Origin of the sequence: Sphingobium sufflavum (assembly GCF_021403115.1) — a bacterium.
Taxonomy (GTDB): Bacteria; Pseudomonadota; Alphaproteobacteria; order Sphingomonadales; family Sphingomonadaceae; genus Sphingobium; species Sphingobium sufflavum.
Map to the genome: position 1 here is coordinate 129,059 of NZ_JAJSSH010000009.1, position 21,150 is coordinate 150,208.

The following is a 21,150-nucleotide window of genomic DNA, read 5'->3' on the forward strand; positions in this document are numbered from 1 at the left end:
GCGGCAGGATCGCGGTGATCGTCCCGACCGGGCCGGTGGCGAACGGCGCGAGCAGCGCCAGCCGGTTCCGGTGGGCAGCGCGACGTCCAAGGCCCTGTCCGGCCTCGCCGACCTTCTGAAACGCGATGGCTAGGCCCCATCGGGGCGCGGGGACCGACAACGAAACGGGCAGGGCGGCGTCCGGCACCACGCAGGTGCCGTCGCAGCGCATCGACCGTTTCCTGTGGTTCGCGCGCCTCGCGGGCAATCGCGGCGCGGCGCAGGCGCTGGCGGAGCGCGGCATCGTCCGCCTCAACGGCCGCCGGGTGGAACGCGCCCATGTGCCGGTGCGACGCGGCGACCTCCTCACCCTGCCCATCGGGCCGGACGTGCGGGTGATCCGCATCGTCGAACTGCCGGTGCGGCGCGGTCCGTTCGCGGAAGCGCAAACCCTCTATGAAATGATCGAGACGGGCGACCCTAACCTCGGCTTTCAGCCCTGAAAGCCAATCATTATTGACGCTGGCGCGGGTCGGGCATAATGGCGCGATCACATACGGGAATATAAGGCCGATCTGATGACCTATGTCGTGACCGATGCATGCATACGCTGCAAATATATGGACTGCGTGGAAGTGTGCCCGGTCGATTGCTTCTATGAAGGCGAGAACATGCTGGTCATCAACCCCAGCGAGTGCATCGACTGCGGCGTGTGCGAACCGGAATGTCCGGCCGAGGCGATCCTGCCCGACACGGAGAACGGCCTGGAAACCTGGCTGGAACTCAACGCCAAATATTCCGCCGAATGGCCCAACATCACCGTCAAGGGCGAAGCGCCCGCCGACGCCGACGAGATGAAAAGCGTCGAGGGCAAGCTGGAGAAATATTTCTCCCCCGCGCCCGGCGAGGGCTGATCCCGGCCGCAATTGCGCCGCCGTCCCGACATGGGAACGGCCATCGACCAGCGTTTTGGTGCATTATCGCCGAAACGCTGGTTTTTTTGTGACGAATCTGTTAAGAGAGACATACGGCGTGCGCCCTGCGCGCGCATAATTTCGGAGTATTCATTCGGATGTGATGCCAACGGCTGCGCTATCGGGCCGTTCGTGCCCCTCTAGCGCACCCTATCCTTATGGCTTCATCCCAATAGACAGAAAGGTTGCAAATGGCTGCCAAGGCGCTGTCGTTCGACGTCGGTGATTATGTTGTCTACCCCAAGCACGGCGTAGGCCGCGTGATCGAGCTCCAAAGCCAGCAGATCGCGGGAATGGAACTGGAGCTGTATGTGCTCCGTTTCGAGAAGGAGCGTATGACGCTGCGCGTTCCCACCAACAAGGCCGAAAGCGTCGGCATGCGCAAGCTGTCGTCCAACAAGACGCTGGAAGAGGCGATGGAGACGCTCAAGGGCAAGCCCAAGGTCAAGCGCACCATGTGGTCGCGCCGCGCGCAGGAATATGAAGCGAAGATCAATTCCGGCGACCTGGTGTCGATTGCCGAAGTGACCCGCGACCTGTTCCGCGCCGACGATCAGCCGGAGCAGAGCTATTCCGAGCGCCAGATCTTCGAAGCGGCCTCCAGCCGCCTCGCGCGCGAACTGGCCGCGATGGAAGAGACGGACGAGCCGGGCGCGCTCAAGAAGATCCTGGAGATCCTCAACGAGGCCGCCCCCAAATATGCCAAGGAACGCGCCGAGTAAGCCCGGACCCCTTGCGATGACAATCGGCCGCCGCGATGCGCGCCCGCCCCTCCCGGCAACCGCTGATCGTTCAGCATCGGGGACAGGACGGGCCACCCGCATCGCGGCGGCTTTTTCATGGGCGATGCTGGTGGCGACCGGCCCCGCCTTCCTGCCCCAACCTGCGCTGGCCGCGCCGGCTGTGGCGCGGCAGACCTATACGCTCACCGATTTCGACACGGTGCGCGTCGATGCGCCGATCGAGGTTGTCGTGACCAGCGGCAAGGGCGCCTCCGCCCTCGGCACCGGCGACCGCGCGATATTGGACGCGCTGACCCTCGACACGTCGAGCGGTATCCTGACCATCCGCCAGCGCAGCGGTGTGATTCTGGGCGGCAGCGGCGGCAAGGCCCGCGCACCGACCCGCCTGACGCTCACCACCGGCGACCTGCGGCGCGCGATGTTGAACGGCGCGGGCAGCCTGACCGTCGACCGGCTGAAAGGCGGACGGACGGAGGCGACGGTCCGGGGCAGCGGAACGCTGACCATCGCGCGCGTCGAGACCGACCGGCTCGACATTGCGCTCATCGGGGCGGGGTCGATGATCCTGACCGGCAAGGCGATAGAGATTGTCGCGGCGGTCGGCGGTTCGGGACGGCTGGACGCGACCGGCCTCGACGCGCAGCGAATCCGCATCGACACGGAAGGCAGCATCGACGCCCGCCTCACCGCCAGCGGCACGACCACCGCCACCTCCAACGGCACCGGCCGCGTGACCATCGCGGGCAAGGGCCAGTGCGTGGTGCGCAAGACCGGCAACGCCAGCATCCGTTGCGGCGGGGCGGACTATTAGGGGCGGGTTGACCGGCGAAAAGAGGCGGAAGGTGTGGCCCGTTCCACGGCTCCGGAGCGATTGCAGGCTTTGGGTGAAGGATAGCCAATAGCCCGGCGGAACAACGTCATTCCCGTCTCCAGTCTGGGGACGGATATCTATGGCATTGGAGGGCGGACGCAAAAGCGCCCCTCCCCTTGGCCTATATTTCTGGGTCATATTTCCAGCGTCATTGCGAACGCAGCGAAGCAATGACGAATGTGGGTGGGAAGGGGACTGTCGGGTTTCGATGCCACTCTGATGAAAAGCGGACGGTAACAAAGGAACCGGGCTTACTGGCTTCCCGGCGGGTCGTATCGCTCATTCTCGACCCGACTTAGCGTTGTCTGGCCAGTGGCTTGTAGTGCCTTAATAATACATCCAGTGATGTTAATGTCTTTTGCAGGATAGATTATCAGATCGCCATTTTCGACCCTCACCATTTCTGGATTTCCGCCGCAACTGTGCACGATGGCGTTAACTTGCATCTGGGTGAGCTTGCCCGCGCGGGTTTTGATGGGCGCATTGGGGTCAGCACATCCCACCATGGAAAGAATTCCGCCAATCAATGCGAAAAAGCGGGATTTCATCTTTGCACCCATCAACGACGTTTCGCCCGTATGGAGGCTTTATTGCGCACTTCTGTTGTCTTCAATGGTGGAGGGCAAAGGAAGGCTTGAATGGCCGCGACCGCATTACCCCCTCACCCACCGCTCCCCACTCGCTTCGGCTCCACCCGGTTGCGTTCGCGCCAGACCGCAGGCGCCTCGAAGGTGCCGCCCCAGATGCCGCGCCGGGCATCGCGCGCCTGCTGCTGGAGCGCGGCATAGCGAGCGCCGTCCGCTACGGCCCATCCCGCCATGACCAGCGCCGCGCCCACATCGCCCGCCCCGTCGACGGCGCAACGCGCCACCGTCCGGCCATAGCGGTCCCGCTCCACGGTCGTGCAGCGCAGCCCGCCCTTCGCCACCAGCCCGGCCAACGCCTCCCGCGCCGACTGGCCGCAACTCCAGCCATCGCCCTGCGCCCCGACGCAGAATTGCGCGCGCTCCACCGCGTCCAGCCCCGCCAGCCGAACCGTCTCCGTCCCGATGCGCAGCGTGTCGCCGTCCGCGACGAACACCCGCCGCCCTTGTGCGTCGATCAGCCGCCCCTCCTCCCTGCGCCCGCCGAACATCGTCCAGCAAAGCGCAAGGAGCAGGACCAGCACAGGCACCGCCCCCCGGCCCAGCAGGCGGCGCATGATGGCAGCCTATTTCCGGGGTGCGATGGACTGGACCGCCGCCAGCGTGCCGCTGACATGCTCCTTATAATTCAGGTCGCTATGGACATAGGCGATGCGCCCCGACTTCGCGATGACATAGGATGTGCGGTTGGTCTTGCCCGCCAGCATCGGCCGTCCCTCGATGGGGGGCAGCGCCACGTCATAGCCCTTGATGATGTCCGGCCCGGCCGACGCCACGGCGAATTTGTCCCGGCATTCCTCCTTGGAGAAGCGGGCAAGCGTATCGACCGGATCGTTCGACATGCCGATGATGGTCGCCCCGGCCTTGGCAAAGGCGTCGCTCTGGTCCGCAAACTCGCGCGCTTCCGCCGTGCAGCCGGTGGTGAAGGCGGCGGGGAAGAAATACAGGACGACCGGTCCCTTCTTCAGCGCGTCCGACAGGTGCAGGGTGAAGACCTTGCCGCCCTTTGCCCCGCGCGTGGTGAAATCGGGCGCCTTCGCCCCGACCGCCAGAGACGCGGATGCCGGTGCCGCCGCCAGCACGACCGCCGCCGTCATCGCGGCCAAACCCAATATAGTGCGCATAATCCACTCCCAATACAGCCGCCCCGACGCGCGTGTGCCACCCTAAGTGCCACGCCCCCCTTCCCTTGTCACGCGCGGGCGCATAGCAGGGCGCATGCCTGTCGAGCGCCTCGCCCTTACCGACTTTCGCAATCATCGCGACGCGCTGATCCTGCCGGGCGCGGCGCTGCCCGCCAGCGCGATGATCGTGCTGACCGGGGACAATGGCGCGGGCAAGACGAATATATTGGAGGCCGTGTCGCTGCTCGCGCCCGGACGGGGCCTGCGCGGCGTGGCGCTGCGTGACATGGCGCGGCAGGACGGGCCGGGCGGTTTCGGTATAGCGGCGGATGTCGCGGGCGCGCGGATCGGCACCGGCACGCTGGCCGCGACGCCCGACCGGCGGCAGGTGCGCGTCAACGGCACGGCGGCGGCGGCCACCGCACTGGCGGAGCATCTGGCGATCAGCTGGCTGACCCCCGCCATGGACCGGCTGTTCATCGAAAGCCCCGGCGGGCGGCGACGCTTCCTCGACCGGCTGGTGCTGGCCCTGCGTCCCGACCATGGCACCCACAGCGCCCGTTATGAGGCCGCGATGCGCGCGCGCAACGCGCTGCTGGCGGAGGAACGCCCCGCCGACCCCGAATGGCTGGCCGCGCTGGAGGCGCAGATGGACGCCCATGGCCATGCCATCGACATGGCGCGGCGGCATGTGCTGGCGCGGCTGGGTCAGGTTCTGGGCCAGACGGACGAGGATATATTCGCCCGGCCCCGGCTGGCGCTGGACGGCTGGACCGGGGCGCCAGGCGCGCTCGCCGCCGCCCTGCGATCCGGCCGGGGCCGTGACGCGGGCGCCGGACGCACGTTGACCGGGCCGCACCGCGCCGACCTCATCGTCACCCATGCGGACAAGGGACAGGCCGCCGCGCTCTGTTCCACGGGTGAGCAGAAGGCGCTGCTTCTCTCCCTCATCCTCGCCCATGCCGCCATCGTCGGCGGCGACACCGGACGGCCGCTGGTTGTCCTGCTGGACGAGGTCGCGGCCCATCTCGACCCGGCGCGGCGAATCGCACTGTTCGACCGGCTGCGCGCCACCGGTGGGCAGGTGTGGATGACCGGCACGGAAGCCGCCCTGTTCGACGGCATCGGTGCGGCCGCACGGTTCATCGTCGATGAAGGGCAGGTCGTCGCAGGATAAGGAACTTCTTCATACCGCACCGCACAACTCACCCCATCGCCCAATCGTTTCGCCGCTGATCCATTTCTTTTCACCGGCCTGCCGGGCATCCAGCCTCCAAGAAAAAGGTGGGGTCGCATTTCCCGATGATGAAGTTCAAAGGCGCGCTGTTCGCGCTTGCTCTGACGTTCAGCCTGGTTATGGGCGGCCTGTTCGCAGGCACCCCTGCACAGGCGGCCAGTGGTGGCGTCCTGCAATGCGCGCCCTTCGCGCGGCAGGTGTCGGGCATCCAGCTTTTCGGTCGGGCCGCCAACTGGTGGCATGACGCCGCCGGCAAATATCTGCGCGGCACCCTGCCCCAGGTCGGCTCCGTCCTCTCCTTCGCCGCATCGCGCGCCATGCCCGCCGGTCATGTCGCCATGGTCAGCAAGGTCGTCAGCGACCGCGAAGTCCTCCTCACCCACGCCAACTGGTCCTATCGCGGCGGTATCGAGCGTGATGTGCGCGCCGTCGATGTCTCGGCAGCGGGCGACTGGAGCAGCGTGAAGGTCTGGTACGGTCCCATCGGCAATCTGGGCCTGCGCCCCAATGTCGCCAACGGCTTCATCTATGCCGCCGCCGCGCCTGCCCCCGCCCTGCCCGTCAGCGGCGTTCAGATGGCCTCGCTGCGCTGAACAGCGCATATTTGTCACGGCTCATCATGCTGAGCGGACAATCCTAATTCATTAACCAAAGCCGTTAAGCCCGTTTCGACCTCTTGGCTGTACCTCCCGTCGCGGGACATCACACGCGACCAAGGGAGTTGCCGTGCGGATCGTGAAACGCCTGATTCGGGGCGTCGCCGTGCCTTTGTTGGCAATGGGCATCATCATATCGCCGTCGCTGGCGGCGGACGTGCTGCAATGCGTGCCCTATGCGCGCGAACTGAGCGGCATCCGCATCCATGGCGACGCCTGGACCTGGTGGAATCAGGCCGAGGGGCTGTACCGGCGCGGCAACGAGCCGAAGCCGGGCGCGGTCATCGCCCTCGCCAACACCGACGCCATGCCGCTGGGCCATGTCGCCGTCGTCTCCCGCGTGGTGGACGACCGGCGCATCCTGCTGCGCCACGCCAATTGGTCCGGGCCCGGCCTGATCGAGCGGGACGTGCTGGCCATCGACGCCTCGGCGGAGAATGACTGGAGTCAGGTGCGGATCTGGTGGGGTCAGGGGCAACAGATGGGCGCGCGCCTCAACCCCGTGAACGGCTTCATCTACCCCCGGACCGTCAACCAGCGCGCTGTCTATGCGGCGACGCAAGCGGAGAGGGATGAGGGTGAGGATGACGCACCGACCGGCCACTTTGCAAAGCCAGTGGTCGTGGCGCAGCGCGACACCCTACCCCGGCCTTCCGGCGACCGGCCCCGGCTGACCATCGATCCGGCCCTGTTCCGCATGGCGCGCGATTCGTCGGTCACGACCGGCAGACCCAACCGGACGCTGGCGATGATCGTGCGCGAGGTAAAGCGCGAGGCGCGACTGAACTAAGGCCGCGGGGAGGCCCTGCCGAACGGGCCTTTCCCTCCGCGATCACAATTGGCGGGACCGCCACACCGGCGGCACCGCCACACCGGCGGCACCGCCCCTTGCGGCTTATTCGCCTGCGGGCTGGTCCTTATCGGCTGCGGCTGCGCCTGCCTCTGCGCCCGCATCCGCCGCGCCGTCAGCGCCCTCAGCCACATCCTCGAACCATGCCTCGACCGGGCCGGACAGCTTCAGCGTCATCGGCTGGCCATGGCGGTCCCGGCTCTTGCCCGCGGCGACCCGCACCCAGCCTTCCGACAGGCAATATTCCTCCACATCGGTCCGCACCCGGTCCTTGAACCGGATGCCGATGCCCCGCTGGAGCACCTCCAGATTGAAATGCGGGCTGCGCGGGTTGGTCGACAGGCGATCGGGTGGGGTATCGGTGCTCATCCCGCCCGGTTAGCGCCTTGGCCCCCGTGCCGTCAACAAAAGCGGCGCCAATCGCTTCCCACCCATTTGGTTCCGGCCCCCGACACTTTTTGGCGCGGCGCGGCACGCCATGCTGCGCCGCACGATATGTCGAACTATTGCTGCCCCGCAAAAGCGCAGGAAGACCATGGCCTTGGCCCCTGCCCAGACGGCCCGCGCACCCGAAATCGGCGCAGGGCACTGTTGCTCATGCGTCACGCTCGCCCCGGCCAACGCGGGATGCGCCCGCACCGCCTGCAACTCCTTCCGCCCAGCCCGGTTTTGCACCGCGTAACCGCCGACGGTTCCCAAGGGGGAACGCACCGGACAAGAGTAGAGAAAGGGACATCATGCAGCGCAAGACAACCATCATGGCCGCGCTGGCCACCGCCACCATGCTGGCCGCGGCGCCCGCCATGGCGCAGGACACCGGCGAGCGCGCCACCCATTTCAACGGCTTCTACATCGGCGCCGGTGGCGGCTATGACGTGCAGAGCACCGGCGACGGGACGGTCGAGTTCGACACCGACCGCAACGGCAATTACGACAACACCGTGCTCAACGCCGGCGGCGGCAACGCCTTTGCCCCCGGCTTCTGCGACGGCTTTCCCCGCTCCAACACCCCGTCCAACCCGCCTCCGGGCTGTAAGGGCGACAAGGACCGCGGCGAATATTTCGGCCGCATCGGCTATGACCGCCGCATGGGCAATTTCGTCCTCGGCGCCGTGCTGGAAGGCGGCAAGACCGACGCCGTCGACCGCACCACCGCGTTCAGCGGCACACCCCATAACTACAGCTTCACGCGCGGCGTGGACTGGATGGCGGCGGCCCGTCTGCGCGCGGGCTATACGCCCAATGGCGGCATCCTGTTCTACGCCACCGGCGGCGGCGTCTATGCCAATATGAAGCATGGCTTCTTCACCACCAACACCACCTCCACCTTCACCCAGCAGGGCAGCGACGACGCCTGGGGCTATCAGGCGGGCGGCGGTATCGAGGCGATGGTGACGAAGCAGATCAGCATTGGCCTGGAATATCTCTACACCGACATCAACGACGACAAGACGTTCGTCACCGCCGTCACCCCGGCCAGCATTGCCAACCCGACCGGCGTTCCCTTTGGCACGGGCGGCACCAACCTGCGCCCCCGCGACCAGAGCTTCAACTATCATGCGATTCGCGGCACGGTGAATTTCCGCTTCTGATCCGATCGGCGCGTGGCGCAACAGGGGGCGGTCGCAGCGATGCGATCGCCCTTTTTGCTGCGCGCATTTTCTGTGATTGCCCCAGCCCAACGCCGGAACCGCTGTCACAATATGGGGTTAGAGCGTTTGCCAAACAGATGGCTGGAGCAGCCGGACCGATGCAATCGGATCGGAATCGGCTCTGGCATGCCATAACCCACCCGCGCCGCGAGGATTTCGACACCCATGCCGAACCGCCCGTCACCCGTGCCCATGGCCCTGTGGCTGGGCGTCGCCGCCAGCCTTCTCCTACCCGCGGCGCCCGCCGTCGCTCGCGATCCCGGCGGCGCAAGAACGGCAGCCGCAAAGCGCGCCGCCGCCCGGCTGGTCGAGCAATATCGCAAGGCGCGCCTGCACAGCGAATGGAGCGGCCCCGTCGATGCCCATGCACACCGCGAGGCGCCGCCTGCGGATGGAACCGCCACCCTCGTCGCCGCATCGGGCACGGCCCGCCCCGGCACCTGCTGGGACTGCGCCTATACCGTAAAGCCCGTCCGGCAATTTCGGCCGGGCGACATGACGTTCACGTTCCGGCCCGTCGGCGGCACCCTCAACTATCATTTCTAGAGTGCGATGACTTTTCCTTGAATCATCATTGCGAGCGCGGCGACCCGCAGTAGATTGGTTGGGCTTCGCCCGCCTGCGGCTCGCCGCGCTCGCAATGACGAGGTTGTGGATCTCACATCATACGCTTCAGGCGCGGCCATTTCCAGACGCACACCCGCCAGCAAGAAAGGCGGCCCCTGCGGACCGCCCTCCCCATCCTCAGCGACAGATGCGCACCGGCACCCGGCCATCGTAACGGCTCCACCGCCACTCGGTCCAGCACCGCTCACGGCCCCGCCAGTTGCCATTGCCCCGCCAGCCGCTGTCCCCGCGCCAGCCGCGACGGTCGCCATAGCCCCATCCGCGCCGATCCCCGCCGCGCCAGTTATCGCGATACCCGTCGCGATAGCGCCCGTCCCGATAGCGCCCATCGCCGTACCGATAGCCGTCATCCCGCCAGCCGACATTCTGATAGCCGCCATAGCCGGTGCCGACACCCACATAAACCTGCGTGCGCGCTGCGGCCGGGGCCGCCGTCACGGCGCCCGTACCCGCCAGCGCGAGCGCGATGCCGAACATCATAGTTTTGCGTGGAAACTGCCCAAAGAACTGCATGGCCTCATCCTCCATTTGCCTGTGCGGGCGATGCTGGACGAAAGACCGTCACCGCCGCGACATGCAGGAGAGAATGGCCCATGCCCTCTGAACCGGGCGCGAATGGATGGTTAATAAGGGGTTCAGCGCCGCAAGGCCGGGGTCAGGCCGCCGGGACGGGACCAAAGCGATTGTCCCCGCGCGTCCCCTCCAGACACATGAACAGCAGCACGATCAGCCCACCGACGAACGGGATGAGGTTGAGCAGGACGAACCAGCCCGACCGATCCTGATCGTGGAAACGGCGGACCTGTATCGCGACAAGCGGGATCAGCAGGACGATCTGCACCAGCGCCCTGAGCGAATAGGCCGCCGTCCAGCCATCGCCGCCCGACAGCCTGACGAACGGCACGACAAGGACCGCAATCAGCAGATAGAGCAGGAACAGCGCCAGCTGGAACATCCAATATTGCATGCGCTGCGACCGCCCGTTGAAGTCGGCAGAACGCCGCAGCGCCATCGCCACCCCTTCCATAAGGAAACTCCCCCAAATCACCGTCATGGTGACTTGGGGGAGGCTATTCCTATTCCTTACGGGTGCAAGGGGCGATTATGCCGCCTCCGCGCTCCGCTTCATGCGCTTGCGCTCGTTCGGGTCGAGGAACCGCTTGCGCAGGCGGATGTTCTTGGGCGTGACTTCGACCAGCTCGTCATCGTCGATATAGGCGATCGCCTGCTCCAGCGTCAGCTTCCACGGCGGGGTCAGGCGAACGGCGTCGTCCTTGCCGCTGGCGCGGAAGTTGGTCAGCGCCTTCGACTTCATCGGGTTGACTTCCAGATCGTCCGGCTTGGCGTTCTCACCGATAATCATGCCTTCGTAGAGCGCCTCACCCACGCCGACCATCAGCACGCCACGCTCTTCGAGCGGACCGAGCGCATAGGCATTGGCCTCGCCCGCGCCGTTGGAGATCAGGACGCCATTCTTGCGGCCCTCGATCTTGCCCTTGTGGGGACCATACTTCTCGAACAGCCGGTTCATGATGCCCGTGCCGCGCGTGTCGGACAGGAATTCGCCATGATAGCCGATCAGGCCGCGCGACGGGGCGGAGAAGGTGATGCGGGTCTTGCCGCCACCGGACGGACGCATGTCGGTCATCTCGGCCTTGCGGATGTTCATCTTCTCGACGACCGTGCCGGAGAATTCGTCATCGACGTCGATCATGACGGTTTCATACGGCTCGGTGCGGTTGCCCGCCTCGTCCGTGCCGAACAGCACGCGGGGACGCGAAATGCCCAGTTCGAAACCCTCGCGGCGCATCGTCTCGATCAGCACGCCCAGCTGAAGCTCGCCACGACCGGCGACTTCGAAGCTGTCCTTGTCCGCCGATTCCGTCACCTTCACGGCGACGTTGGATTCGGCTTCGCGGAACAGGCGGTCGCGGATCATGCGGCTCGTCACCTTGTCGCCTTCACGGCCCGCCATCGGCGAATCGTTCACGGCAAAGCGCATCGACAGCGTCGGCGGGTCGATCGGCTGGGCCTGAATCGGAACCGAAACGCTGGTGTCCGCGATGGTGTTCGCCACGGTCGCGACGGCCAGACCGGCAAGCGAGATGATGTCACCCGCCTGCGCCTCGTCCACCGGAACCCGCTCCAGGCCGCGGAACGACATGATCTTGGACGCACGGCCGGTCTCGATGACCTTGCCGTCCGAATCCAGCGCATGGATCGCCTGATTGACCTTCAGCTTGCCCGACGTCACGCGGCCCGTCAGCACGCGGCCGAGGAAGTTGTCGCGGTCGAGCAGCGTCACGAGGAAGGTGAAGGGCGCGTCCACGTCCAGCGCCGGCGGCGGCACATGGTCGACGATCTTCTGGAACAGCGGGGTCAGCGTGCCCTCGCGGCGCGTCGCGTCCTCGCTGGCGTAGCCGTTACGGCCCGACGCATAGAGCACGGGGAAGTCGAGCTGCTCGTCGCTGGCGTCCAGCGACACGAACAGGTCGAACACTTCGTCCAGCACTTCCTGAATACGCTCGTCCGGGCGGTCGACCTTGTTGACTACCACGATGGGCTTGAGGCCGAGGGCGAGGGCCTTGCCGGTCACGAACTTCGTCTGCGGCATCGCGCCTTCCGACGAATCGACCAGCAGGACGACGCCGTCGACCATGGACAGGATGCGCTCGACTTCACCGCCGAAGTCGGCGTGACCGGGCGTGTCGACGATGTTGATGCGGACGGCTTCCGTCGCGCCGGGCGGGGTCCACTCGACCGATGTCGGCTTCGCCAGGATGGTGATCCCGCGTTCCTTTTCCAGATCGTTGGAATCCATGGCGCGCTCTTCGATGCGCTGGTTCTCGCGAAAGGTGCCGGACTGGCGGAAAAGCTGGTCGACCAATGTGGTCTTGCCATGATCGACGTGCGCGATGATCGCGATATTACGCAGGGACATGTGATGCCTTTGGGATATGAGGGCCTCCGCTGACATGACGCCGCGCAGAGGTTTCGGGCGCGCCCTTAGCAGAATATCTCCGGCGCAGGAAGAGCCGCACGCCACACTTCCGCGTGAAGGACGGGACAAGCCGCCCCGCCGTCCCCGCATGCGGCGACCGATGGACCGCTCCGGCCCCGTCGCCCATCCCGTCCTGCCGACTTATATTCCGGTTACAGCAATGTGCCCTCTGGCGCGGCGCACCGCCCGTCCTAATGTCCTGTGCATGACCAGCAGCCTCCCCACCCCGCCCGCGTCGCCCGCCACTGCGGGCCTCGCTCGCCAGCCCGCCTTCTACCTGCCCCATGGCGGCGGCCCCTGCTTCTTCATGCCGGACCCGCGTGGCACCTGGACGGGGATGGAGGCGTTCCTGCGCGGTATCGCCGCCTCCCTGCCCCAGCGCCCCCGTGCCATATTGATCGCGTCAGGGCATTGGGAGACGGACGGGTTCGCCTTCACCGGCCATTCTGCGCCCGATCTCATCTTCGACTATTATGGCTTTCCGCCCAGCACCTATGAACTCACCTATCCCGCGCCCGGCGATCCCGCGCTGGCCGCGCAGGCCCGCGACCTGCTGCTCGCCGCCGGGCTGGAGGCGCGGGTGGACGATGCGCGCGGCCTCGACCATGGCGTCTTCGTGCCGATGCTGGTCGCCTTTCCCGATGCTGACATTCCGGTGGTGGAGATGTCGCTGGACCGCCGCCTCGACCCCGCGCTGCATCTGGCGGCGGGCCGGGCGCTGGCCCCTTTGCGCGACGATAATGTGCTGCTGGTCATGACCGGCATGAGCTTTCACAACATGCGCGGCTATGGCGACCCGCGCTCGACCGAACCGTCGCAGGCGTTCGACGCCTGGCTGGTCGGCGCGGTGGGACAGGACGAGGCGCAGCGCGCCACCCTCCTCGCCGACTGGGCCGCCGCCCCCGCCGCACGATACAGCCACCCGGAGGAGGAGCATCTGCTGCCCCTGATGGTCGCGGCGGGCGCATCCGAAAGCGCGGGCGAACGGATCTACACCGAGGAAGTGATGAAGACCGCGCTATCGGCCTTCCGCTTCGCATAGGGGGGCGAGTGGGTGGGACATCTGCCCAACCCTCTCGCGTTCCTGCGGAACCAGTCGAACGGACGCGGCACTATCCGGGATCGGCTGAATCAGACCCAGCCCCGTTCGTCACGCCCGGCCCTTAATCCTCCGCCTGCCCCTTGAACCCCTGCGCGATCACATACCATTCGCTCGATTCCTTGCGGGACGCGGGCGGCTTGGCATGTTTCACCGTCTTGAAGTGCTGCTTCAGCACCTTCAGCAGCGCACCGTCCGTTCCGCCCGCAAACACCTTGGCGACGAAGCCGCCGCCGGGGCGCAGCGTCTCGATGGCGAACCACGCCGCCGCCTCGACCAGCCCCATGGTGCGCAGATGGTCCGTCTGGGCATGGCCCACCGTGTTGGCCGCCATATCCGACAGGATCAGATCGGGCGCAGCGCCCAGCGCCTCGATCAACTTGTCTGGCGCAGCGTCGTCCATGAAATCCATCTGGAAGAAGGTGACATCCGGCAGGGCATCAATGGGCAGCAGGTCGATACCGACCACGCTCGCCTGCGGGCATTTCTTCTTCGCCACCTGTGCCCAGCCGCCGGGCGCCGCCCCCAGATCGACAACATTCTTCATGCCTTTCAGCAGGCCGAACTTCTCGTCCAGCTCCAGCAATTTATAGGCGGCGCGGCTGCGATAGCCCTCCGCCCGCGCCTTGCGGACATAGGGGTCGTTGAGCTGCCGCTCCAGCCAGCGGGCGGACTGGGCGGTGCGGCCCCGCGCGCTCTTGACGCGGATGTGCAGGCCCCGGCCCGGATCGCCCCGGCTCATGCGCGCACCTGTGCGGCCTGGGCCAGAGCGGATGGCGGCGGGGCCGATTGCGGCAGGGACGCGTTGCCATGCATCAGGCTGCGCAGGATACCCTCCCTGATGCCCCGGTCCGCGACGGACAGCCGGTCGGCGGGCCACACGTCCAATATCCCCTCCAGTATCGCACAGCCGGCCACCACCAGGTCGGCGCGCTCCGGCCCGATACACGGCAGGGCGGCGCGGTCGTCGATGCTCATCCCGGCCAGCCGGGTGGCAATGCCACGTAAAGTTTCGGTCGGCATCATCAGCCCATCAATGGAGGAACGGTCGTAGCGCGGCAGGTCGAGATGGACGCTGGCCAGTGTCGTCACCGTGCCCGACGTTCCCAGCATACGCAATGTCGTGCCGCCCGGCAGGCGCGTGACAAAACTGCTGAGCGCCTCCGCCACCCGCTCGCGCATCGCCCGATAGGCGGTTTCGCGGGTCGCGGGATCGGGCGATCCGGTGCCGGTGATGCTCTCCGACAGCGACACCACGCCCCAGGGCGCGCTGTGCCAGTCGAGGATGCGGGGCGCGTCCGAACTGGTGTCCAGCAACACCAGTTCGGTCGATCCGCCGCCGATGTCGAAGATCATCGCCGGGCCGTCGCCCGTCTCCAGCAGGCTGTGGCTGCCCAGCACGGCCAGCCGCGCCTCCTCCCGCGCGGAGATGATGTCCAGCTTGATCCCCGTCTCGTCATAGACGCGGCGGACGAAATCATCGCCATTGTCGGCCCGGCGGCAGGCCTCCGTCGCGACGGAACGGGCCAGCGTCACCCGGCGGCGGCGCAGCTTGCCCGCGCAGACGGACAGGGCGGAAATCGCGCGGTCGATGGCGGCCTCGCTCAGCCGCCCCGTCGCCTCCAGCCCCTCGCCCAGCCGCACGATGCGCGAGAAGGCGTCGACCACGACGAATCCATCCTCGGCCGGGCGGGCGATCAGCAGGCGGCAATTGTTGGTGCCCAGGTCGATGGCGGCGAAATTGCTGCGCGGCGGGCCAGAATGGCGATCGGGGCGGAGGAGGGAAATCGCCGTCGCCCCGGCCCGCGGATCGCCCCGTGGGGGCACGACCGCCCTGTCCGGCGCGGCGCTGGCGGGCGCACGCGACCGATGTGTCGAAACCTTACGCACCATGGTCTTGTCTTCTTTTCTGTTCTTCCACCGGTCGCAATGGAGCGCCGGGACTTGGGCACAGGCTATGAAATGCCGGGGCGTTAGGCAAGCCCCGTGGCGGATGGCCGCGATTGCAAGGACGCGGTTTGGCGCCAAAGGGACTTGACCCATGGCAAAGCTACGCCTAGATGGCCCGCCTACGCTTGATGCGCTATGCGCTGCCCGATCGTCTAAAGGTAAGACAGCGGACTCTGACTCCGCTAATCGAGGTTCGAATCCTCGTCGGGCATCCAAATCCCCCATCGCCAGACATCACCACCACCGGACGCCTGTGTTTTGCGCGCGCAAACCGTGCGGCCGGGCGATAGGGATGGCGGGTTTCCCCAAAAGCATGTGCACGTTGATCGTTGACGGCCAGCGGCCCGGTCCAGGCGGCATCCAAAAAAACAGCATGTTTTCGCGGGATTTGACAAGGCTCCAGCCGCCCGCCGCTCCTGTCGGCCCCGCCGCCAGTCCGGTGCCGGATTCGGCAAAGCGGCGCCCCGGCTTTCTCCGCCTGCCCCTCCCCAGCCCCTTCGCACCTGCGTCCAGAACCAAAAAAAAGGCCGCTCTTTTCAGAGCGGCCCGATGAGTTTTAGGAGAGGATGCCTGAAAGGCACGTCCTTTGTGCACCGCATCATTCCTCTTCGCAAGTGCAAAATTAACATTTCGGAAATAATCTGACGCAATCGCCCTGCACGCCCGCGTCACCCCGGCTCGCCGTCCCTCTCATCCACATATTTCAGCTCCAGATAGCGACCGTGCGCCGCCAGACTGTCCAAGTCGCCGCGCGCCAGTTGTTCCGTCATCTCGCCCATCTCCCGCTCGATGACGCCCAGCCCCTCGATCAGTTGCCGGTCGGGCACGCGGCCGTTGCGCTCCACCCGGCGCAGGTCGGCGGGAATGGACTGATAGCCCACGACCAGTTGCGGCAGATGTTCGGACAACAGCGCCCGCACCTCCCGCGCGGCGGGTTCGCCGGGGTTCAGCCGTTGCAATTGCGGCGCCATCGCCTCCAGCCGCTCACCGATCCGGTCGAGCAGCAGCATCGCGGGCGCGGGCAGCGACCGGCGCTGCCCGTCCAGCCAGCGTTCCGTCGCTATCGGCAGGGCGGACAGCTCCATCCCGCCCAGCGCCTGCACGGGCGGCGTCCGCTCCGCGCTCAGCAGCACCGACAGGACGACCGCGCCGAACAGGGCCAGCGCCGCGATCAGCACGCCTTGCAAGCCGATGGGCGCGATGATCGCCCAGCCCAGCGTGATGACGATGATCGCCGTCACGCTCCACACCGCATATTTCACCGCCCGCTTCGCCCGGCGTCCAGCGGAACGGGCACGACGGCCGATCTGGCGCGCGCTGACGCGGGCGAGCAGGTCCGCGCTGCGCTGCACCTGGCGATCCACCTCGGAAAAGCGGCTGTTGCGCATCGCCCGCCCCGTCATTCCACCACGTCGAGCAGCGTCCCGCCACCGCCCGCCGCCCGTGATTCCAGCGCACCGCGCTCCTGCCCCTCCGCCCGCGCGATATAGCCGCGCGACTTCTCCACCTCGCTGGAGAGGGTCGCCACCGTCACCTTCATGCTGTCCAGCGCCTTCAGCTTGAACGTGTCGATGCTGTCCATCGTGTCATAGATATTCTGGAAGGCGCGTTGCAGCGTCTCGATGGGGATGGTGGAGGCCGCCGCCTGTTCATGGATGCGCGCGGTCTGGGTCTTCAGCATCTCGCCGGTCGAATCGATCAGGCCCGCGGTGGTCGTGTTGAGCGCACCGATCTGCTCCAGTACCAGCTTCTGCCCCATCAGCGCCTGCGCCACGGTGACGGCGGTGCGCAGCGCGGCGACGGTGGTGGTGGACGCCCGGTCCACGCCCTTAACCAGCTCGACATTATTCTTCTTCACCAGATCCAGCGCCAGATAGCCCTGGACCGTCACCGCCATCTGCGTCAGCAGATCCTGGGTGCGCTGCCGGACGTAGAAGAGCGCGCTCTCCCGGATCGCCTTGGCCTTGGCCGGATCGGCGCTTTCCAGTTCGAACGCCTTGGCCTCCAGCCGCCCGTCCATGACCTTGGCGATGTGGATCATCTGTTCCAGACGGCCCATGGTCGCCCACATATTCTGCCGCTCCACGTCGATGGCGGCATTGTCCTTCAGCAGGCTGTCCTTGCCGCTGGCCAGACTGGTCAGGATCGCGTTGATATGGCTCTGGCTGCTCTTGTAGCCGTCGAAATAGCCGCGCATCCGGTTGCCGAACGGGATGATGCCGAACAATTTGCGCGGCGCGGTCAGCCGGCCACGACGACCGGGGTCGAGGTCTTCCACCGTGCGGCGCAACGCGGCGAGGTCCGCCCCCACCTTGCTGTCCGCGTCCATCGCGCGCACCGGCCGGTCGAGGAAACGGCTGGAATGGCCCGCCGCATCCGCGACCTCCCTGCGCCCCATGGCGGTAATCTGATCAACCTTCGCCCCGAATTCCGGGCTGTTGGCGTCCAGCGCGGCCAGTTCGCCCACAAAGGCGTCGACCCGCTCCTCCAGCTTCGATCGTGTCTCCGCGTCGATGGGGACGAGGCCCGCCGCCTTCTCCGGCGTCACCGGCGCGACCGGCTCCGGCGGGGTCAGGGTCAAATCCTCACGGGCTTGCGTAGGGGCGTTGGTGGCCATCAAATCCTCCTGGAGGTGTTATATGTTAATAACGCACCTTGTCTTCAAGACGCAAGCGGGGCCTTCCTCTCCCGCCCCAGATACAGGCATAAGAGGCGGGCGATCCGGCCGGTTCCCGACGCACCTTTGCAACGGGACGGGAACATCATAGCATGGGCCGGACAGAGGGTGTCGGGGGTTCGCGGCCATGGTCCTTGATCGGGGACATGGGGATGGCCGCATTGGGGGAAAAGACGCCATGGAAAAATATGATCTCGTCGTGATCGGCAGCGGCCCCGCCGGGCGCCGCGCCGCCGTGCAGGCGGCCAAGCTAGGCAAGTCCGTGCTGGTGGTGGAGGGGCGCAAGCGGGTCGGCGGCGTCTCCGTCCACACCGGCACCATCCCGTCCAAGACGCTGCGCGAGACCGCGCTGAACCTGTCCGGCTGGCGGGAGCGCGGCTTCTACGGCCGCTCCTACCGCGTCAAGAAGGACATCAGCAGCGACGACCTGGGCATGCGCCTGACCAAGACGCTGGAGCATGAGGTGGACGTGCTGGAGCATCAGTTCCAGCGTAACGGCGTGCACACCATGTCCGGCTTCGCGCGCTTCGTCGATCCCAACCATATTGTCGTCTTCGCCCCGGATTCCAGCGAGATGGTGGTGCAGGGCGACCGGTTCCTGATCGCGGTCGGCACCATCCCCTTCCATCCCGACGGCATAGATTTCGCCGACCCGGACATCATGGACAGCGACGAGATTGTGGAGATGCCCCGCCTGCCGCGCACCATGACCGTGGTCGGGGCGGGCGTGATCGGCATCGAATATGCCACCATCTTCTCCGCGCTGGACGTGGCGGTGACGGTGATCGAGCCGCGCTCCACCTTCCTTGATTTCGTCGACCGGGAGATTATCGACGAGTTCGTCCACCAGTTGCGCGACCGGGGCGTGACCTTCCGGCTGGGGTCGCCGGTCGTCTCCGCGGTCAGGGACGCCGGCGGGCGCATCTGCACCACGACGGAGGATGGCCGGTCGGTGCGCACCGAAATGCTGCTCTATTGCGCCGGGCGGATGGGCGCGACGGCGTCGCTGGGGCTGGCGGAGTGCGGACTGGAGACGGACGCGCGCGGGCGGCTGACCGTCGATGCCAAGACGTTCCAGACCGCAGTGCCGCACATTTATGCGGCGGGCGACGTGATCGGCTTCCCCAGCCTCGCCTCCACCTCCATGGAGCAGGGGCGCATCGCCGCCTGCCATGCGTTCGACCTGCCGGTGCCCCCCGCCCCCGCCTATTTCCCCTATGGCGTCTACGCCGTTCCCGAAATCTCCACCGTGGGAATGAGCGAGCAGGAGGTGCACGACCGCAAGATCAATTATGAGTGCGGCATCGCCCGCTTTCGGGAGACATCGCGCGGCCATATCATGGGGCTGGACCATGGCATGTTGAAGATGATCTTCTCGCTCAAGACCCGGCGGCTGCTGGGCGTGCATATCATCGGGGAAGGCGCGACGGAGCTGATCCACATCGGGCAGGCGGTGCTGAACCTGAAGGGCACGATCGACTATTTCATCGAGAATACCTTCAACTATCCGACGCTGGCGGAGGCCTATAAGGTCGCGGCGCTGGATGCGTGGAACCGTATGCCACGGGTCGGATGATGGCGCGGGCGTGACGACATCAGATTGCCCCACCTCGCCCGTGCCAGCGCAGCGAACCGACGGCGGGCGAAGCCCAACCGACTCCCTTCGGCGCTCCTGGATTGCTTCGTTACGCCCGCATGACGACTCAGGGGGAAATCATCACGCCCTGATCCCGCCCCGCCCTAATCCCGGCCCCTATTGATCGCGTCTATATCCTCATCCGAAAAGCCGAAATGATGGCCGATCTCATGGATGATGACATGGGCGATCAGGTCGTCCAGCGCGACGCCCGTATCCACCCATTCCTCCAGCAGCGGCCGGCGGAACAGGCGGATGCGCGGCGGCAGGTCGCCCGATTCCCAGATGCTCCGTTCGGTCAGCGGCCGCCCTTCGTACAGGCCGCTCAGCTCCCACGCATCCTCGATGCCCAGCGCGGCGAGCGCCTCCTCGTCCGCAAACTCCTCCACCCGAAAGACGATGCCGTCGAGGTGCGCGCGCAACGCATCGGGTATGCGGTCGATGGCGCGCTGGGCCAGCGCCTCGATCGCGGCGGCGTCGGGGGCGTGGCGGTCCATGTTCAGCCGCGCCGCACGGGATCGGGCATCACGCCCCATATCATCAGTAGCACGGCCCTCTTCCTTCCGTTCACCGACCCGCTCCCCGTCCTCCGCAACGGTCGGGAGAGGTCAAATGTCCACGCCTCGGCACCACCGCGGATTCAGGGTTTCTTCTTGCTGGCCCGCGTCTTCGCGATGGCCTCTTTCAGCGCGTCATAGCCCACATCGCCATGCAGGATCTGGTCGCCCACCACGAACAGCGGCGTCCCCCGCGCGTTGAGCGCCTGCGCCAGCCCGACATTCTTGCCAAATTCGTCGGCGGTGCCGCGCGACGACAGGATCGCCTGCACCTTGGCCTTGTCCAGTCCAGCCTTGTCGGCGGCGCTCAGGATGCCGCCCTTGTCCACCTTCTCGCCATCGTACATCGCCTTGTGAAAGGCGGGATATTTGCCGCTGTCCGCCGCCAGCAGGCCGACACGCGCCGCGACGATGCTGTCCTCGCCCAGGATCGGCAGCTCGCGATAGACGACCTTCAACCGCTTGTCCTCCGCCACCAGTCGGGCGACATAGGGGGCGGACGCCCGGCAATAGCCACAGGCATAATCGAAGAATTCGACCAGCGTGACATCGCCGTCCGCCGCGCCGTCCCACGCCCCGGCATAGGGCGTTTCCAGATCCTTGCGATTGTCGTTGACCGACTTGGCCATCTCCTGCCCGCGCAGTTTCTCGATGGCTTCGGGGATGATCTCCGGGTGGGCGAGGATATAGTCGCGCACCACCGCCTCGATCCGCGCCCGTTCGGCGGCGGGCACATCCCCGGCCTTGTCGCCGGTCAGCGCCGCGCCCGCGGCCGCCCCCACGCCCACCACCGCGACCATCGCCAGCGGCAGGGTAACGCGCGAGCGCAGGGGCCGACGCGGGCCGGTCCGCGTAAAGATGGCGCCCAGCATG

24 protein-coding genes and 1 tRNA gene are annotated in these 21,150 nt (G+C 66.6%); 12 read left to right on the plus strand and 13 right to left on the minus strand.

All coding sequences use genetic code 11. The features are described from left to right. The first annotated feature begins 125 nt into the window (after nt 1–125). From LWE61_RS14030 to LWE61_RS14045, 4 genes are all read left to right on the plus strand, one after another. Nucleotides 126–482 (plus strand): RNA-binding S4 domain-containing protein, encoded by a 357-nt coding sequence (locus tag LWE61_RS14030; protein WP_267961736.1) that lies wholly within the window; start codon nt 126–128, stop codon nt 480–482. A 75-nt stretch (nt 483–557) separates the two neighbouring features. Continuing rightward, a complete protein-coding gene (gene fdxA, locus LWE61_RS14035; RefSeq protein WP_234151220.1) occupies nt 558–893 on the plus strand; it encodes a ferredoxin FdxA in 336 nt (111 codons plus the stop codon). A 251-nt stretch (nt 894–1,144) separates the two neighbouring features. Further along, nucleotides 1,145–1,675, plus strand: coding sequence for a CarD family transcriptional regulator (locus tag LWE61_RS14040; RefSeq protein WP_234151222.1), 531 nt, complete (start codon nt 1,145–1,147; stop codon nt 1,673–1,675). 16 nt (nt 1,676–1,691) lie between these two features. Continuing rightward, the gene (locus tag LWE61_RS14045) at nt 1,692–2,507 is read left to right on the plus strand and encodes a GIN domain-containing protein (protein WP_234151224.1); all 816 of its coding nucleotides are present in this window, start codon (nt 1,692–1,694) and stop codon (nt 2,505–2,507) included. Between the two features lie 311 nt (nt 2,508–2,818). On the opposite strand, the gene LWE61_RS14050 is transcribed toward LWE61_RS14045, so the two are convergent. The 3 genes from LWE61_RS14050 to LWE61_RS14060 all read right to left on the minus strand — a co-directional run bounded on the left by LWE61_RS14050 (nt 2,819) and on the right by LWE61_RS14060 (nt 4,335). Beyond that, nucleotides 2,819–3,115: a hypothetical protein gene (locus LWE61_RS14050; RefSeq protein ID WP_234151225.1), complete on the minus strand. Its 297-nt coding sequence runs from the start codon at nt 3,113–3,115 to the stop codon at nt 2,819–2,821. Nucleotides 3,116–3,228: 113 nt separating this feature from the next. After that, the gene (locus LWE61_RS14055; RefSeq protein WP_234151227.1) at nt 3,229–3,768 is read right to left on the minus strand and encodes a thermonuclease family protein; all 540 of its coding nucleotides are present in this window, start codon (nt 3,766–3,768) and stop codon (nt 3,229–3,231) included. Between the two features lie 9 nt (nt 3,769–3,777). Further along, nucleotides 3,778–4,335, minus strand: coding sequence for a peroxiredoxin (locus LWE61_RS14060; RefSeq protein ID WP_234151229.1), 558 nt, complete (start codon nt 4,333–4,335; stop codon nt 3,778–3,780). A gap of 94 nt (nt 4,336–4,429) precedes the next feature. Between LWE61_RS14060 and recF the strand changes: the two genes are divergently transcribed. From recF to LWE61_RS14075, 3 genes are all read left to right on the plus strand, one after another. Beyond that, the gene (recF, locus tag LWE61_RS14065; protein WP_234151231.1) at nt 4,430–5,512 is read left to right on the plus strand and encodes a DNA replication/repair protein RecF; all 1,083 of its coding nucleotides are present in this window, start codon (nt 4,430–4,432) and stop codon (nt 5,510–5,512) included. A 128-nt stretch (nt 5,513–5,640) separates the two neighbouring features. After that, nucleotides 5,641–6,165, plus strand: coding sequence for a CHAP domain-containing protein (locus LWE61_RS14070; protein WP_407696242.1), 525 nt, complete (start codon nt 5,641–5,643; stop codon nt 6,163–6,165). Between the two features lie 142 nt (nt 6,166–6,307). Then, complete coding sequence (locus LWE61_RS14075; protein ID WP_407696239.1) at nt 6,308–7,018, plus strand: CHAP domain-containing protein; 711 nt, start codon at nt 6,308–6,310, stop codon at nt 7,016–7,018. Nucleotides 7,019–7,123: 105 nt separating this feature from the next. Here LWE61_RS14075 and LWE61_RS14080 read toward each other — a convergent pair whose 3' ends face one another. Beyond that, complete coding sequence (locus tag LWE61_RS14080; RefSeq protein WP_234151241.1) at nt 7,124–7,447, minus strand: DUF3297 family protein; 324 nt, start codon at nt 7,445–7,447, stop codon at nt 7,124–7,126. A gap of 368 nt (nt 7,448–7,815) precedes the next feature. Between LWE61_RS14080 and LWE61_RS14085 the strand changes: the two genes are divergently transcribed. Both LWE61_RS14085 and LWE61_RS14090 read left to right on the plus strand, forming a co-directional pair. Next, the gene (locus LWE61_RS14085) at nt 7,816–8,670 is read left to right on the plus strand and encodes an outer membrane protein (protein ID WP_234151243.1); all 855 of its coding nucleotides are present in this window, start codon (nt 7,816–7,818) and stop codon (nt 8,668–8,670) included. 225 nt (nt 8,671–8,895) lie between these two features. After that, a complete protein-coding gene (locus tag LWE61_RS14090) occupies nt 8,896–9,276 on the plus strand; it encodes a hypothetical protein (protein ID WP_234151244.1) in 381 nt (126 codons plus the stop codon). Between the two features lie 198 nt (nt 9,277–9,474). Here the strand turns inward: LWE61_RS14090 and LWE61_RS14095 are convergent, their stop codons facing one another. The 3 genes from LWE61_RS14095 to typA form a co-directional block, all read right to left on the minus strand. After that, nucleotides 9,475–9,870 (minus strand): hypothetical protein, encoded by a 396-nt coding sequence (locus LWE61_RS14095; RefSeq protein WP_326490650.1) that lies wholly within the window; start codon nt 9,868–9,870, stop codon nt 9,475–9,477. A gap of 142 nt (nt 9,871–10,012) precedes the next feature. After that, nucleotides 10,013–10,384: a DUF805 domain-containing protein gene (locus LWE61_RS14100; RefSeq protein WP_234151246.1), complete on the minus strand. Its 372-nt coding sequence runs from the start codon at nt 10,382–10,384 to the stop codon at nt 10,013–10,015. A 75-nt stretch (nt 10,385–10,459) separates the two neighbouring features. Further along, nucleotides 10,460–12,298, minus strand: coding sequence for a translational GTPase TypA (gene typA / locus LWE61_RS14105; RefSeq protein WP_234151256.1), 1,839 nt, complete (start codon nt 12,296–12,298; stop codon nt 10,460–10,462). Nucleotides 12,299–12,563: 265 nt separating this feature from the next. Here typA and LWE61_RS14110 point away from each other — a divergent pair, with 265 nt between their 5' ends. Then, nucleotides 12,564–13,400: a DODA-type extradiol aromatic ring-opening family dioxygenase gene (locus LWE61_RS14110; protein ID WP_234151258.1), complete on the plus strand. Its 837-nt coding sequence runs from the start codon at nt 12,564–12,566 to the stop codon at nt 13,398–13,400. Nucleotides 13,401–13,521: 121 nt separating this feature from the next. Here the strand turns inward: LWE61_RS14110 and LWE61_RS14115 are convergent, their stop codons facing one another. Both LWE61_RS14115 and LWE61_RS14120 read right to left on the minus strand, forming a co-directional pair. Then, nucleotides 13,522–14,199, minus strand: a complete 678-nt coding sequence (locus LWE61_RS14115) for an RlmE family RNA methyltransferase (RefSeq protein ID WP_234151260.1) — start codon at nt 14,197–14,199, stop codon at nt 13,522–13,524. Then, nucleotides 14,196–15,350, minus strand: a complete 1,155-nt coding sequence (locus LWE61_RS14120; RefSeq protein WP_234151262.1) for a Ppx/GppA phosphatase family protein — start codon at nt 15,348–15,350, stop codon at nt 14,196–14,198. The genes LWE61_RS14115 and LWE61_RS14120 overlap by 4 nt, the downstream gene beginning before the upstream one ends. A 198-nt stretch (nt 15,351–15,548) precedes the next feature. Between LWE61_RS14120 and LWE61_RS14125 the strand changes: the two genes are divergently transcribed. Continuing rightward, nucleotides 15,549–15,622 (plus strand) — tRNA-Gln (locus tag LWE61_RS14125). Between the two features lie 453 nt (nt 15,623–16,075). On the opposite strand, the gene LWE61_RS14130 is transcribed toward LWE61_RS14125, so the two are convergent. Beyond that, nucleotides 16,076–16,795, minus strand: a complete 720-nt coding sequence (locus LWE61_RS14130; protein WP_234151264.1) for a hypothetical protein — start codon at nt 16,793–16,795, stop codon at nt 16,076–16,078. An 11-nt stretch (nt 16,796–16,806) separates the two neighbouring features. Further along, nucleotides 16,807–18,024: a toxic anion resistance protein gene (locus LWE61_RS14135; RefSeq protein ID WP_234151266.1), complete on the minus strand. Its 1,218-nt coding sequence runs from the start codon at nt 18,022–18,024 to the stop codon at nt 16,807–16,809. A gap of 238 nt (nt 18,025–18,262) precedes the next feature. Here LWE61_RS14135 and sthA point away from each other — a divergent pair, with 238 nt between their 5' ends. Continuing rightward, nucleotides 18,263–19,660 (plus strand): Si-specific NAD(P)(+) transhydrogenase, encoded by a 1,398-nt coding sequence (gene sthA, locus LWE61_RS14140; protein WP_234151275.1) that lies wholly within the window; start codon nt 18,263–18,265, stop codon nt 19,658–19,660. A gap of 164 nt (nt 19,661–19,824) precedes the next feature. Here sthA and LWE61_RS14145 read toward each other — a convergent pair whose 3' ends face one another. Both LWE61_RS14145 and LWE61_RS14150 read right to left on the minus strand, forming a co-directional pair. Continuing rightward, nucleotides 19,825–20,256, minus strand: coding sequence for a metallopeptidase family protein (locus LWE61_RS14145; RefSeq protein ID WP_234151277.1), 432 nt, complete (start codon nt 20,254–20,256; stop codon nt 19,825–19,827). A gap of 104 nt (nt 20,257–20,360) precedes the next feature. Beyond that, nucleotides 20,361–21,077 (minus strand): DsbA family protein, encoded by a 717-nt coding sequence (locus LWE61_RS14150; RefSeq protein WP_407696243.1) that lies wholly within the window; start codon nt 21,075–21,077, stop codon nt 20,361–20,363. Nucleotides 21,078–21,150 lie beyond the last annotated feature (73 nt).

Excerpts from the sequence above, each read along its gene's own strand:
- LWE61_RS14030 (WP_267961736.1), top strand. The coding sequence starts at position 126 with ATGGCTAGGCCCCATCGGGGCGCGGGGACCGACAACGAAACGGGCAGG.
- fdxA (WP_234151220.1), top strand. The coding sequence starts at position 558 with ATGACCTATGTCGTGACCGATGCATGCATACGCTGCAAATATATGGAC.
- LWE61_RS14040 (WP_234151222.1), top strand. The coding sequence starts at position 1,145 with ATGGCTGCCAAGGCGCTGTCGTTCGACGTCGGTGATTATGTTGTCTAC.
- LWE61_RS14045 (WP_234151224.1), top strand. The coding sequence starts at position 1,692 with ATGACAATCGGCCGCCGCGATGCGCGCCCGCCCCTCCCGGCAACCGCT.
- LWE61_RS14050 (WP_234151225.1), bottom strand. The coding sequence starts at position 3,115 with ATGAAATCCCGCTTTTTCGCATTGATTGGCGGAATTCTTTCCATGGTG.
- LWE61_RS14055 (WP_234151227.1), bottom strand. The coding sequence starts at position 3,768 with ATGCGCCGCCTGCTGGGCCGGGGGGCGGTGCCTGTGCTGGTCCTGCTC.
- LWE61_RS14060 (WP_234151229.1), bottom strand. The coding sequence starts at position 4,335 with ATGCGCACTATATTGGGTTTGGCCGCGATGACGGCGGCGGTCGTGCTG.
- recF (WP_234151231.1), top strand. The coding sequence starts at position 4,430 with ATGCCTGTCGAGCGCCTCGCCCTTACCGACTTTCGCAATCATCGCGAC.
- LWE61_RS14070 (WP_407696242.1), top strand. The coding sequence starts at position 5,641 with ATGAAGTTCAAAGGCGCGCTGTTCGCGCTTGCTCTGACGTTCAGCCTG.
- LWE61_RS14080 (WP_234151241.1), bottom strand. The coding sequence starts at position 7,447 with ATGAGCACCGATACCCCACCCGATCGCCTGTCGACCAACCCGCGCAGC.
- LWE61_RS14085 (WP_234151243.1), top strand. The coding sequence starts at position 7,816 with ATGCAGCGCAAGACAACCATCATGGCCGCGCTGGCCACCGCCACCATG.
- LWE61_RS14090 (WP_234151244.1), top strand. The coding sequence starts at position 8,896 with ATGCCGAACCGCCCGTCACCCGTGCCCATGGCCCTGTGGCTGGGCGTC.
- LWE61_RS14095 (WP_326490650.1), bottom strand. The coding sequence starts at position 9,870 with ATGCAGTTCTTTGGGCAGTTTCCACGCAAAACTATGATGTTCGGCATC.
- LWE61_RS14100 (WP_234151246.1), bottom strand. The coding sequence starts at position 10,384 with ATGGAAGGGGTGGCGATGGCGCTGCGGCGTTCTGCCGACTTCAACGGG.
- typA (WP_234151256.1), bottom strand. The coding sequence starts at position 12,298 with ATGTCCCTGCGTAATATCGCGATCATCGCGCACGTCGATCATGGCAAG.
- LWE61_RS14110 (WP_234151258.1), top strand. The coding sequence starts at position 12,564 with ATGACCAGCAGCCTCCCCACCCCGCCCGCGTCGCCCGCCACTGCGGGC.
- LWE61_RS14115 (WP_234151260.1), bottom strand. The coding sequence starts at position 14,199 with ATGAGCCGGGGCGATCCGGGCCGGGGCCTGCACATCCGCGTCAAGAGC.
- LWE61_RS14120 (WP_234151262.1), bottom strand. The coding sequence starts at position 15,350 with ATGGTGCGTAAGGTTTCGACACATCGGTCGCGTGCGCCCGCCAGCGCC.
- LWE61_RS14130 (WP_234151264.1), bottom strand. The coding sequence starts at position 16,795 with ATGCGCAACAGCCGCTTTTCCGAGGTGGATCGCCAGGTGCAGCGCAGC.
- LWE61_RS14135 (WP_234151266.1), bottom strand. The coding sequence starts at position 18,024 with ATGGCCACCAACGCCCCTACGCAAGCCCGTGAGGATTTGACCCTGACC.
- sthA (WP_234151275.1), top strand. The coding sequence starts at position 18,263 with ATGGAAAAATATGATCTCGTCGTGATCGGCAGCGGCCCCGCCGGGCGC.
- LWE61_RS14145 (WP_234151277.1), bottom strand. The coding sequence starts at position 20,256 with ATGGGGCGTGATGCCCGATCCCGTGCGGCGCGGCTGAACATGGACCGC.
- LWE61_RS14150 (WP_407696243.1), bottom strand. The coding sequence starts at position 21,077 with ATGGTCGCGGTGGTGGGCGTGGGGGCGGCCGCGGGCGCGGCGCTGACC.